Raw genomic sequence first — 12,756 nt, 5'->3', positions numbered from 1 at the left:
TCTTCAACTGCCCAGTTAGCTTAAGTATATTTCTTCACGATCTATTTATATTTTTACATATATATCCAATTTAGTTTCTGCAAAAAAGTTCCTAAAACGAAGGGTATAAGTTTTCGCGAGAAGATCTTGTTATGCTGAGTCCATACCTTACAAGACACATTAAACGTTTTGGAGATTATGTCATCGATTTACAAAACATCCCTCAACCAGTAGAGGAGAATATACCCATTTAAACATAAAACGGGTCATTGTCTGGAAATAAAAGTAAGCCTATGACCCATTTTTACACGTATCTCGGCTGAATCCCAAGTTCAAACAGTTTCAATGGAGCGAAAAGGCTGGGTGAAACACATATTATATGATGAGTTAAACAAAGGAAGATATGTAATAAATGCGTATAATGTATATTATATGTCTAGTTAAATACACAGATTGTAGTAATCAAATTAATAAACCCCATCTTTAAAATCTACAAGCGAGTTTCCCCTTCGATTCCGTGATAATAAACATAAATTTATTTTTCCTCAGCACCCTTGCGTTAAACTACTACTACTTCTGCCTTCACAGTTCGGGACTTTCACCCTATAGACGCTGGGCGCATCAAAAAAACGTTTCCTGTTAGTTGCAAGAAACGCTGATATTAATGCATTTATAATTGTTATTAAATATCAGTGGTCGGGGTAGAAATAATATCTTGAACATTGATTTTAAACGGGTTCCCCCTATGAACCACTGAAACTAGATTTTGGTTCATTTATAATTATTAATTGTAAGTGCTTTCGAAATTTTAACTATTTTTATTCCCCCCCTAAAGATAAAACTAAGCTTCTAGTGGTAAATGTTTCATATACTACAAAAAGGGAAATAACCGAGATACAAATAATATTCCTTTGTTTTATTTAATATTATCGTATCTCTGATTTAGGTCTTAGATGTTAAAATTTCACTAGCTGTTCCTCGAATGATTAGTTCTGGTGACATGACGATTCGTTGTTTTACCTGTTTTGGATTCTTTATTTCTTCAACTAATAATTCGATTATTTTCTTACCCATTTCATGTATTGGCTGTGACACAGTTGTTAATGGCGGATAACACATTTTTGCAAGGATAGAGTTATCAAAACCTACTATTGAAATATCCTTTGGAATATCAAATCCAGATTCACGAGCACCCTGCATCACTCCAATAGCAAGAGGTTCAGTTGATGCAAAAATAGCTGTTGGAGGTTCAGGTAAATTTAGTAGTTTAAGCGTTGAATCTAAGGCATCCGTAAAGCTAGTATTATTTATTGCAACAAAATCTCCATTATAAGTTAAATCAGCCTGAGCAAGAGCCTGTTTGTAGCCATCAAGCCTTAATTTTGTTACAGGAAAATAGATATCCTCAGTCACCATGGCAATTTTTTGATGTCCTAGTTTTATTAAATAAGAAGTAGCTTCAAATGCCCCTAAAAAATCATCTACAACCACTGTATTAACTGCTAGTGAAGGAACTTCCCTCGCCAATAAGGCAACTGGGATTTCATTATTTAATAACTTCTTTAACGCTGTTGTATTTTTCAATCCTGTAGCGATGATAATGCCATCTATATATTTTTTCTTTAATATTGAGACATATTCTATTTCCTTATCTAAGTCATTATCAGTACTACATACGATTAAACTAAACCCAAATTTCCGCCCATGATCCTCAATCGTTCTTGCAATTTGCGCCATAAAAGGATCTGAAATATCTGGAATTAATAGTCCTATTGTTTGAATTCGTTTCTTGACTGATGCCGCAACACTAGGTTGGTAATTTAATTTCTGCATTGTCTCTTCCACTTTTTTTCTTGTTTTTGCCCCAATACTTCCTGTATTATTTAACACTTTTGAGACTGTAGAAATAGCAACACCAGCTTCTTTTGCAACATCATATATCGTTGGTTGTTTCACTTTTTTCTTTCTCCTTCCCCTTTAAGAACCTACACATTTATTTTAATCAATTTTTAGGTAGATTAAAATTATTAGGAAAAGGATTTTCTAGCTTTTGTAACCATTTCTCTTAAATAGAATAGAACTAGTATTTTATATCTAGCACTTCCAACATTTTATACATCTTGCCCTAATCACCTTCTTTGAAGATATGTCTTATAACTCTATTTTTTTTCGAGATAAATCGGTAGCCACTTCTTTTGGTTTCCAATGCGTTTCAATCTCTTCAAGTGTTCTTCCTTTTGTTTCTGGAACCAATTTCCAAACAAAAAAGAAAGAAAGAATACACATTACACCATAAAAGCTATAAGCCACTCCAGCGCTTATTTCCAGTAAAGAAGGGAATGTCGCTGATATTAATAAATTACTTCCCCAGTTAGCAACAACTGTTATTGCCATCACTTGACCTCTTATTTTATTAGGGAAAATCTCAGCAGCTAGCACCCACACAAGCGGACCAAAAGATAAATTATAAAAGGCTACATATACTAAAATGAATAGCAAAGCACCTAACCCCATCGAATCAACAAACGATAAAGTAGCTATTCCAAACATTCCTACAGCCATACCAACTGATCCTATTAGAAGTAAGGGCTTTCTTCCCCACTTCTCTACAAGCATTAGAGCTATGAATACAAAAATAAGGTTTACTACCCCAATTAGTATCGTTTGAAGCATGGAGCTATCTGCACTTGCTCCCATATTAGCAAATATACGTGGTGCATAATAGAGAATAACGTTAATCCCTACAAACTGTTGCGCAGCAGCTAATAAAATCCCTACAATAACGACCAACTTTCCATATGAAAAGATACCCGCTTTAGGAGAGTTAGGAGTGTCCATCGTTTGTTTAATCTCTTGATAAATTTCTTTTGCTATTTTATTCGATCCATTAACTTTCGTTAAGACGGTCATTGCTTCTTCATCTTTATTTTTCGATATTAAATAACGAGGAGTTTCTGGCACTAGAAACAGAAGGCCAAAGAATAATATAGCCGGAATGGCTTCAGAAGCAAACATATATCTCCAGCCTATATCATGAATCCAGCTAGCACTTTGCCCTGCAGCAATTCTCCAGTTAACAATATAAACAAGCAACATTCCAAATATAATGGCTAGATTATTTAAAGTTACTAATCTTCCTCTAATATTTGCAGGAGACGTTTCGCTAATATACAATGGCCCTAATCCTGAAGCCAAACCAACACCTATACCACCAATAATTCTATAGACGTTAAACATAATGAAAAGCCCAATCGTTGGCTCACCTTTTGTAAAGAATAAAAATTCAGGATACCCTGAAAGTAACGCGGAAATAAAAAATAAAACAGCTGCAACAAGAAGAGAGTTTCTACGACCTATTCGATTTGAAAGTACCCCACTGATTAATCCACCTATAATACAACCAATAAGAGCACTAGATACAGTTAATCCGTGGAATAATGTACTTAAACCAAGATTATCTATAAAATACACTTGTAATGATTGCTCTGCACCGGATATAACGGCTGTATCGTAACCAAATAAAAGGCCACCTAGTGCGGCAACTACAGACAGAAATATAATATATCTCATATTTCGTTTCATTTTTATAGAACTCCCTTTCATGATCGATTTACTTAAATAAATATTTCTAGAAAATATTCTAGATATTATTTGTAACTAGCCAACGCCTAGATATAATGCTGGCGTTGACTAGTATTTGCATACACCTTCCGCAAACGCTTTCAATTAATTAAATATATAAACCAATCAATCTAAGTCGTGCCAATCCAACCACCTGCTTTTAACACAACCAACCTTTAAAAAGTTAGATTTTCTTATGCATTAACCTTAACCGCATCCCATTCTCTTAGTTGTTTTAAAGAATCTTTGTAATAACTTACAACTATATCTAAATAGTTTCCATCCTTAACCGGTGTGAATGGATTTGGTCCTTCAGCAACCATTTCCATAATAATCGGTCCTTCATAGCCAATTTCATATAAAGCTGTAACTTGACCTTTTATATCAGAATGTCCGTCACCTACACCTTGCCTATTTGAATCAGCGACATGATAAACACCTAACTTATCCCCAGCATCTTTAAGAGCCTGAATAGGACAAGATTCCTCAATATTCATGTGATAAGCATCTAATAGTACCTTAAGGTTTTTACTTCCTACTTCATCAATTAAGCTTAATGCTTCTTTAGCTGTTACAATTTGATGGTTCTCATAACGATTTAGTACTTCAAACACAACCTCGATCCCGAATTCCTCTGCTTTACGCACTACCATTGACGAGCTATCCACAAGTAACTCCCAATCTTTCGATAAATCTCCACTTCCTTGCATTTTCCCAACATCACCATGTAGACAAATTCTTTTAGCTCCTAATTCTTGAGCCCAGTTTAATAGTTCTAAAAAATATTGAACTGCACTAGAACGTACCTTTTCATTGGCACTTGAAATATCTACATTGTCAGGGGTCACTGATAATACTTTTAAATCATACTTATTTAAGAGCGCTTTCAACTCAACAGGACTTTGAGTTAAGTCCCCTTGAACCTCTACGCCATCTACACCGATCTCCTTCGCAAGTTTGCACTTTTCTTCCAAAGATATATCCCCGAAAGTCCATAGGCAAAGACCATAATCTCTATTCATTTTCTTCCCTCCATGTATTATTTTATTAACAATTGGACATTCTCTATTAAATGGCAAAATGTTCTTCCTTTTCATTCAAAAGAGAGATAATACTCCCTCTTTTGAATAGACTTTACTTCATTTCAATATAGCATTCTACTAATTAATTAAACTAAAGCGTGTTGATCAAGTTTAATTGGCAAGTTACTTTTCACGGACTCAACACTAGCTAGCGCAATTTTTAACGCCCACCGAGCATCTTCAGCCGTTGCTAATGCCGGTTTATTATGAATCACACAATCTACAAAACTTCTTAATTCTGCAATGTAAGCATCAAACAATAAATCTTGGTCATAACGACATGTATCAAAACTTACCCCATTATGATTATATCTCGTCATGCTAGACTCACGGATTCCCCCTGCAGTAATCATACCTTCCGATCCGAAAACCTCTGCCCTAACATCATAACCATATACAGCCTGGAAATTCGCTTCTGTAGTTGATATCGCACCGTTATCAAATTTTATCGTAACAACAGCAGTATCTAGGAAACCTTTATCCTTTAGATCTGGACGAATTAATGCATCTGCAACCGCATATACCTCAACAGGCTTTGCACCAGGATTTAAATACATTAAAGTATCAAAGTCATGGATTAAGGTTTCTAAAAAGATCGTCCATTCTGGAATAGATTCCGCTCTATTTAACTTAGGATCCCTTGTCGTTGATTTTAATAATTGAGGTGTTCCAATTTTACCTGAAGCTATTTCTGTGTGCGCAGCTTTGAATCCCTTTTCAAATCTTCTATTAAAACCAACTTGAACCAATACATTATGTTCATTACTTTCTTGAATAATTTCGTTTGCTTCTTTCAAATTAACAGCCATAGGCTTTTCACAGAATACTGCTTTCCCTTGTTTAATAGCAGCAAGAATATTACTAGCATGTGTACGTGCTGGTGAAGCAATGACCACGGCATCCACTCCAGGATCTTGTATTAATTCCATAGGCTCTGTGTAGGCTTTTGCATTTACATCTAATTGACTGATAAATTTTTCGGCTGCACCAGGTACAGGATCTGCGACCGCATACAAGTTAGCTTGTGGTAATCGGTAAGCAATTGTTTCGCCATGAAAAGCCCCCATTCGTCCAGCACCTATTAAACCAATGTTTAGTTTATTCATAAAAATAACCTCCTGAAAATTTATGTAGTTTATACTTTCATCAAATTTAGGAAAGTTCTTTCCCTTAATTTACATTGTAAGCAGTTACATTTAATTAGTCAAACATTTTTTAAAATAATTATCATTTATAACAACCTTAATTTTATCTAAACAATTGTAATATAGTTAATTTAAATGCCTATAAATTGGTGAATAACAATTCAAAAAAAGATATATTTCCGAAGGAAAGAACTTTCCTATTTGGAAATATATCTCGTTATAAATACCTTTCTCCTAACTCTTCTATAAGACTAAAGCTCACATTCCACACTCTCAAAAACCATGGTTTTTGAGATAATTAAAAAGAGGTGTATATTCACCTCTTTTTGTACTTTTTTTCTATCTAAACTTACTTCAAAATCAATCTGTCATAAACGAATGTTTTTGATAGACCTTATATTAAATATTCTAGAGATCATGTTTACTCTCTAAAAAAGTTCGTCCAAAGACGATCTCTTATTCAACAAAAGCGCCTGTTTCGTTGATCTTAATCTTTAATTTCAAGTCGGCTATGAAGTTTGGTTTTACAGTATATCATCCTAATCTCTATTAAACCCACCTCTTTGTTGTTCTGCTAAATCTACCATATCTGCTTCCCAATCTAATTTGGCGTCTCTATAAGATTCATAAGCATATTGTTTCCAATAATCTTCAACAGTCAATTCAATTCTTGCTTCTTCTAACATATCTTCAAAATCCTCAACGTACGTATTGAAGGGTTCTGGTGCAAAAATTTCAGCTAACTTGAAACTAATCTCTAAATCTTGGATATACTGATACTACTAAACTAAAAAGGACGTGTATCGGTCTGAAAAAACCAGTAGAATTCAAATGGAAGCATTATCAGCCTGACATTATTTTATTAACGGTTAGATGGTACCTACGGTACAGCCTCAGTTTTCGTGATTTGGTGGAAATGATGAAGGAACGAGGCTTATCCATGGCTCACACAACGATTATGCGTTGGGTACACCAATATGGGCCTGAATTAGATGAAAGAGTACGGCGTCATCTTAAGTCAACCAATGATTCCTGGAGAGTAGATGAAACCTATGTAAAAGTCAAAGGTCAATGGATGTATCTGTATCGTGCCGTTGATTCAGAAGGGAATACCATTGATTTTTATCTAAGTAAAGCAAGAAATAAACAAGCAGCCAAGCGCTTTTTTAAGAAAGCCTTGGCTTTTTCGCACGTTTCTAAGCCTCGTGTGATAACAGTAGACAAGAACCCAACTTATCCCATCGCTATTCAAGAGTTAAAAGAAGAAAAACAGATGCCTGAAGGCATCCAACTAAGGCAAGTTAAATATCTCAACAATATCGTGGAACAGGATCATCGCTTTATTAAAAAACGAATTCGCCCGATGCTTGGATTAAAGTCCTTACGGACTGCCAAACGAATTATTGCGGGGCTAGAGGCTATGCACATGATCAAAAAAGGACAGACTCTTCAAAGGGAGAAGTCTGTCCAAAATCAAAAAGAATTCATCCATCAACTGTTTGGACTAGTTGCATAAGACCAGGGGTCACTGGAAATCTTTCGCTTTTTTATATTTTCTTCAAGTTTTTGCCCCAGAACCTCGTGAGTGGTTAAAACGATTAACATTTGAAAGAGCTTCTCAACGTATTGTTTTTCAAGAATATCTCCATGCAATCAATGAAGTTGAAGATCGTATGAAGCGAATTGAGGATCAAATCCATGAAGAGGCTTTACAAAGTGAACACGCACCTGCCATTCAAGCACTTCAAACATTAAGAGGAGTTGCAGAAGTAACTGCAGTTACCTTAGTAGCTGAAATAGGACAGTTTTCTCGCTTTTCAAACCCAAGACAACTGATGTCCTATGCTGGACTCGTACCTAAAGATTACTCTAGTGGATCAAATCGTTGGCAAGGTTCGATTACGAAGACTGGAAACTCGCAAATTCGCCGGTCCATTGTAGAGGTTTGTTGGTCTTATCGTCATCGACCATCTCTTAAAGGTGAATTGCTTAAACGCCAAGAAGGTCAAGATCCAGAGGCAAAACGTATTGCTTGGAAAGCTCAACACCGTCTTCATATGAAATACCATCGCATCTCCTCTAAAGGAAAAGGTGGAAAAGTAGCTGTTGTTGCTGTCGCTAGGGAATTGCTTGGATTTATTTGGGCTATTGGGTGCGCTATTGAGAATAAACAATTAATTGAATCGAATGTTGCTTAAGTAAATTAAAAGTAATTCCATGTAGGTCGTGTATATTCTAATTTTGTGATTTGTTGATATTGAAGATTTGGCTCGGAGGCAAATCCCCGGGAAGGAGAACCCTCATGTTGAACTATGCACTAAGTTCGAAGAACTGAACGTGCGCCGTTAGTCCGAGGCAGCTCCGTGACGGATGGAGTGAAATGTGGTACCCAACCCACGCATATCAGTTTGTATACCACCGTCAACGTTTTTGCCTTCGTGCCAAGTTTTTAAGGTTATCCTTTTCAACTTTGAGGATTGTATCCCTCTCGGATTTAGCTTATCAAGGGAAAGTGCACCCTTGACAAGCTAAATCCGAAAGGATATTTGGTTTATAAGTTGAACAAGGAATAACTCTATTCATTACTGAATGAAACACCATTTAAAACCATTTTAGTGTGGTGGGTTGACAGTTTCGTTCATATCAGTTCTATAAGCAACCTCGATAAGTTAAAAAAACAAACACTTTCTACCTAAGGAAAGGTTTGTTAGATAAGACTAATCATTTTAATTTAAGTATTATTTTTCCTTTTGCTCTTCCCGCCTCTGCATACTCCAATGCTTTTTGGGCATCTTCGAAAATAAAAACTTTATCAAGTGTAGGCTTAATCACTTCTGACTCTAACATTTCTGTTAAAATTTTCAACTGCTCTCCACTATGCTTCATAAAAAGAAACATGTATTGGACATTATGTTTTTTTTCTAGCTTCGTAAGTTTATAACTTGCAATTGAAAATAAGGTTTTTTTTAATGAGCTAAATCCGTTTTCTTTAGCAAAGCGAACATTCGGGATTCCAGATATAGAAACAATCTTTCCTCCTTTTTTTAATGTTACAAATGATCTCTCTAACGTCGCCCCCCCAATGGTATCAAGAACTGCGTTGTAGTCACGAATCGAATGTTCGAACTTTTCTGTCTTGTAATTAATAACTTCGTCAGCTCCAAGAGATTTTACTAAATCACTACCATCACTAGCTGTAGTTGCGACAAAAGCACCCATATGTTTTGCAAGTTGGATAGCAAATGTTCCTACTCCCCCTGATCCTGCATGTATTAATATTTTATGTCCTTTTTCAATTCGCAGAATATCATGTAAAGCTTGGTAGGATGTCAATCCGACTAGAGGGATGGAGGCGGCTTCTTCAAAACTTAAATTTTTAGGTTTTAATGCAATATCTTCTTGGTTAACAGAGAGATATTCAGTAAAAGTTCCCATTTTATTTGCTCTAGGTCGACCATATACCTCATCACCGACTTTAAACTTCGTGACACTAGTACCTACTTCAACAATTTTTCCAGAAAAATCGTTTCCTAAAATTAACGGCATCTTGTATTTCAATAATAATTTTAATTCACCTTTTCGAATTTTTGTATCAAGAGGATTTATACTTGCCGCATATATCTCAACTAAGACCTCGTCATTATTTATTTTGGGCATAGGGAAGTCTAAAAAATTTGGTTTTTTACCGTAGTTTTCAATTGCTAAAGCTTTCATTACAATCCTCCACATTTTTATTTAACGCACATGTATCTTTTCATAACGAACCTAAGAAAAAAGATTATGAATATCCCTAGATGGGATATTCATATTAAATAAATTATTTTAAGAAAGGATAATCTGTATAACCTTCTTTTCCTCCTGCATAGAGCGTGTTTTTATCAGGTTCGTTTAGGGGAGCACCTGATTGAATCCGTTCTACAAAGTCTGGATTAGCTAGTACCCAAGTGCCTACTGTGACAACATCTGCAAGATTATTATCTACATCAGACGAAAGTTGATCTAGAGGACGACCTGGTCGGTTAACAAGAAGTGATTGATCCCAAAGTTGACGCACATCTTTTAGGAATTGCTCGTTTCCAAAGTGCATTAAATGCAGATATGAAAGGTTAAGCTTATTTAATTCACTTATTAAATAGCGATACATCTCAAGGCTATTTTCCCCCTCATCAATGCCTTGCAGTGTTCCTTGAGGAGAAAAACGGATGCCTGTTCTTTCTGCTCCTATTTCATCAACAACTGCTTTAGCTACTTCAATAGCGAATCGAGAACGACCCTCAATCGTACCACCGTATGCATCTTGACGATGATTGGAGTTTTCACTAAGGAATTGTTGGATCAGATAACCATTCGCTCCGTGAATTTCAACTCCGTCTGCACCAGCTTCAATTGCCGAACGTGCTGCTAAACGAAACTCATTGATAACATCTTTTATCTCAAGCTCACTCAATTCTCTTGGTGTTGGAATTTCTTTCTTTCCTTCTGCCGTGAAAATTTCTACACCAGGTGCAATAGCTGACGGTGCAACTGCTTGGCGGTGGTGAGGTGTGTTATCAGGGTGTGATACACGTCCCACATGCATAAGCTGAACAAAAATATGACCGCCTTCACTATGAACTTTAGAAGTTACTTTTTTCCACCCTTTAATATGATTTTCTGTATAAATACCAGGTGTATTAGTGTAACCTTGCCCATCATCTGAAGGTTGGGTTCCTTCGCTTATAATTAAACCGACTGAAGCACGCTGACCATAGTACTCTGCTACTAAATCGCTCGGCGTACCATCTGGTAAAGCTCTACTTCTAGTCATCGGAGCCATACCTATACGATTTTTTAAGTCAATGTTTCCGATACGAACTTTTTCAAATAATCTGCTCATATGAATACTCCTTTTTAATAAGAATTAGAATCAAGAAATGAATTTACGTGTTCTGCAAATAGTTCTGGAAATTGAAACAGATGCCCGTGACCAGAATCAGGATATATAATCAGCTGTGCTTTGGGTAATTTCTCTGTTAAGATATAACTGTTTTTAGTCGGTACCATCACATCATTAACACCATTAGTAACAAGTACAGGGTGTTTGATGTTTTGCAACCATTCATAATCATGATTAGATTTTTGTTTAGCCCATTTTGCAATGGCTTGTAATTGTGCCTCTTTTACTTGTTCTGAACTGTTTACTTTTTTCTGATTAAAAATTCTTTGTAGTGAAGCCATTCCTACAGATTTACTTGTTTCGGTTTGTTCGTAGAAAAAGAACATAAAATCATTTATTCCATCTTCTTCCGTTCCGCCGTGACGATTCATTCTTTCAAAAATCTCTGGATTTGGATTAATACCAGATTCAGGCGAAGTACCTGCCATAATAATTTTTCTTACTAAATCTCCTTCTTGTAAAGCTAGCTCTTGTGCAACCATGCCACCAATAGAAAAACCAAGAATGTCAACTTGTTCTAATCCAAGAGCTTTTATAAATGTTGCTGTATCTTTTGCCATATCAGCAATTGTAGTAGGCGTTAGTCCATCGGTCTCACCAACCCCTTTATTGTCAAATAAGATTACTGGGCGTGTATTTGCAATAGGTTCAAGCATGTTTGGATCCCAGTTTTCCATCGTTCCTCTAAAGTGAACAAGAAATACTACTGGTATACCATCTTGTGTACCAAATTTTCTATATGCGTAACGAGTTCCATCTGCTTCAATAAATTCTGATTCTGTTGGTATTTTAAAGTTTGTCATTTTTGTGTTCCTCCTTAGAAATTAAAAAACGATTTTATAAGTATGCATTATGATGGTTTGTTTCATATTAATTTTAGAATGAACGTTCTAAAAAAGGTAAAAAAAGAAAGCTAGTCCAACACTGAAAGTGCTAGAGTGATGATGCCTTCTAATTCTTTTTTATTGTAATTAGTTTTTATTAGTACTCTTATACCTACCAAATTGTTGTGTAAGAAACGAGATGTGTTATCAGAATCGATTTCTTTTGATAGCTCTCCACTAGTTTGGCCCCGTTTTATAAGGTTACTAAACATATCTTCAGTACGGTTAAACATTTTTGTAACTATGCGTCCAATTTCTTTGTCTAACAAAGATAATTCAATGGCTGCATTTACTGATAGACAACCTTTTGGGTATTGTTCAATGGAATTCAGTATGAAAATAAAAACATCACGTATCGCCTGTTTAATGGATGAAGTGCTACTAATTATGCTTTCCATCTCATTGACGATGAGCTCTTCATAGTGATTAAGGGAAGCTAAAAACAATGAACGCTTGTCACCAAATGTGTCATATATACTCCTGCGGTGTATTCCCATATGATCCACCAAATCTTGCATGGATGTTTTTTCATAACCCTGTTCCCAGAAAAGCTCCATTGCTTTTCTTAATACTGCTTTTTCGTCAAACTCTTTACTTCTAGCCATTTTATTTCTCCTTAAAAAAATCCATGAACCAATACTAACAAAAACAAACGTCATAATCCATTGTAGAATGAACGTTCTAAAATAAACACATGAAATTCAAACCATGATTAAATCATACCCTTTTTAGAACGATTAGTAAAGAATTATAACTAACCAATAATCCCCAAAACATTTGCTACATATCACAATGTTATCCATTAACTTTCACTTAGGGGTACCGCCAAACATTTCTTCTATTCGTTTAGTTTCTTCAGGATTGTTTTCTTCCACTGTTTCAATTAATGGATCAAACTCTTCTACAGATGCACTCATACCAAATAAACAAGAAACAGCAATTAGAAAAAACCATCTGAGCCCTTACTTAACCAAACTGCCCCTTCGTATTATAAGGTCAGCCAGATAAGAAAATATTTCTGGTTGACCATTTTTTATATGGTTTTATTATAACGGTAGCCGGGGTAAAACGTAACTGCCCGTGGGACATAGATCCCGTCAGCTAAACAG

Annotated in this window: 11 protein-coding genes; 2 read left to right on the top strand and 9 right to left on the bottom strand. The window is 35.6% G+C overall.

What is annotated here, in order from left to right; all coding sequences use genetic code 11:
* Nucleotides 1-921: 921 nt before the first annotated feature.
* From K9V48_RS19725 to K9V48_RS19705, 5 genes are all read right to left on the bottom strand, one after another.
* Nucleotides 922-1,935 carry a LacI family DNA-binding transcriptional regulator gene (locus K9V48_RS19725; protein WP_224140876.1) on the bottom strand — a complete coding sequence of 338 codons (1,014 nt, stop codon included), beginning with the start codon at nucleotides 1,933-1,935 and terminating at the stop codon, nucleotides 922-924.
* 195 nt (nucleotides 1,936-2,130) lie between these two features.
* On the bottom strand, nucleotides 2,131-3,567 hold the full coding sequence (gene xylE, locus K9V48_RS19720) for a D-xylose transporter XylE (RefSeq protein WP_224140895.1): 1,437 nt from the start codon (nucleotides 3,565-3,567) through the stop codon (nucleotides 2,131-2,133).
* A gap of 227 nt (nucleotides 3,568-3,794) precedes the next feature.
* Entirely contained in the window at nucleotides 3,795-4,622 is an 828-nt protein-coding gene (locus tag K9V48_RS19715) for a sugar phosphate isomerase/epimerase family protein (protein WP_224140875.1), read from the bottom strand.
* Between the two features lie 146 nt (nucleotides 4,623-4,768).
* Nucleotides 4,769-5,788 (bottom strand): Gfo/Idh/MocA family oxidoreductase, encoded by a 1,020-nt coding sequence (locus tag K9V48_RS19710; protein ID WP_224140874.1) that lies wholly within the window; start codon nucleotides 5,786-5,788, stop codon nucleotides 4,769-4,771.
* Nucleotides 5,789-6,366: 578 nt separating this feature from the next.
* Nucleotides 6,367-6,513 (bottom strand): hypothetical protein, encoded by a 147-nt coding sequence (locus K9V48_RS19705; protein WP_224140873.1) that lies wholly within the window; start codon nucleotides 6,511-6,513, stop codon nucleotides 6,367-6,369.
* A 122-nt stretch (nucleotides 6,514-6,635) separates the two neighbouring features.
* Between K9V48_RS19705 and K9V48_RS19700 the strand changes: the two genes are divergently transcribed.
* Together K9V48_RS19700 and K9V48_RS19695 are read left to right on the top strand one after the other, a co-directional pair.
* Nucleotides 6,636-7,343, top strand: a complete 708-nt coding sequence (locus K9V48_RS19700) for an IS6 family transposase (RefSeq protein ID WP_224140894.1) — start codon at nucleotides 6,636-6,638, stop codon at nucleotides 7,341-7,343.
* Nucleotides 7,336-8,025 (top strand): IS110 family RNA-guided transposase, encoded by a 690-nt coding sequence (locus K9V48_RS19695; protein ID WP_224140872.1) that lies wholly within the window; start codon nucleotides 7,336-7,338, stop codon nucleotides 8,023-8,025. The genes K9V48_RS19700 and K9V48_RS19695 overlap by 8 nt, the downstream gene beginning before the upstream one ends.
* A 523-nt stretch (nucleotides 8,026-8,548) precedes the next feature.
* Here K9V48_RS19695 and K9V48_RS19690 read toward each other — a convergent pair.
* The 4 genes from K9V48_RS19690 to K9V48_RS19675 form a co-directional block, all read right to left on the bottom strand.
* Nucleotides 8,549-9,541, bottom strand: coding sequence for an NADP-dependent oxidoreductase (locus K9V48_RS19690; RefSeq protein WP_224140871.1), 993 nt, complete (start codon nucleotides 9,539-9,541; stop codon nucleotides 8,549-8,551).
* A 103-nt stretch (nucleotides 9,542-9,644) separates the two neighbouring features.
* Nucleotides 9,645-10,703, bottom strand: a complete 1,059-nt coding sequence (locus tag K9V48_RS19685) for an alkene reductase (RefSeq protein ID WP_224140870.1) — start codon at nucleotides 10,701-10,703, stop codon at nucleotides 9,645-9,647.
* 14 nt (nucleotides 10,704-10,717) lie between these two features.
* Nucleotides 10,718-11,566: an alpha/beta fold hydrolase gene (locus K9V48_RS19680; RefSeq protein ID WP_224140869.1), complete on the bottom strand. Its 849-nt coding sequence runs from the start codon at nucleotides 11,564-11,566 to the stop codon at nucleotides 10,718-10,720.
* Nucleotides 11,567-11,676: 110 nt separating this feature from the next.
* Nucleotides 11,677-12,252, bottom strand: coding sequence for a TetR/AcrR family transcriptional regulator (locus tag K9V48_RS19675; RefSeq protein ID WP_224140868.1), 576 nt, complete (start codon nucleotides 12,250-12,252; stop codon nucleotides 11,677-11,679).
* Between the last annotated feature and the right edge of the window lie 504 nt (nucleotides 12,253-12,756).

The sequence above is a fragment of the Metabacillus rhizolycopersici genome (assembly GCF_020075705.1).
Note: the sequence above shows the minus strand (reverse complement) of the source record. Positions and strands in the feature narration are given on the sequence as shown.

Bases quoted from the DNA above. Each gene is read 5' to 3' on its own strand.
- K9V48_RS19715 (WP_224140875.1), bottom strand. From the start codon at position 4,622: ATGAATAGAGATTATGGTCTTTGCCTATGGACTTTCGGGGATATATCT.
- K9V48_RS19710 (WP_224140874.1), bottom strand. From the start codon at position 5,788: ATGAATAAACTAAACATTGGTTTAATAGGTGCTGGACGAATGGGGGCT.
- K9V48_RS19705 (WP_224140873.1), bottom strand. From the start codon at position 6,513: ATGTTAGAAGAAGCAAGAATTGAATTGACTGTTGAAGATTATTGGAAA.
- K9V48_RS19690 (WP_224140871.1), bottom strand. From the start codon at position 9,541: ATGAAAGCTTTAGCAATTGAAAACTACGGTAAAAAACCAAATTTTTTA.
- K9V48_RS19685 (WP_224140870.1), bottom strand. From the start codon at position 10,703: ATGAGCAGATTATTTGAAAAAGTTCGTATCGGAAACATTGACTTAAAA.
- K9V48_RS19680 (WP_224140869.1), bottom strand. From the start codon at position 11,566: ATGACAAACTTTAAAATACCAACAGAATCAGAATTTATTGAAGCAGAT.
- K9V48_RS19675 (WP_224140868.1), bottom strand. From the start codon at position 12,252: ATGGCTAGAAGTAAAGAGTTTGACGAAAAAGCAGTATTAAGAAAAGCA.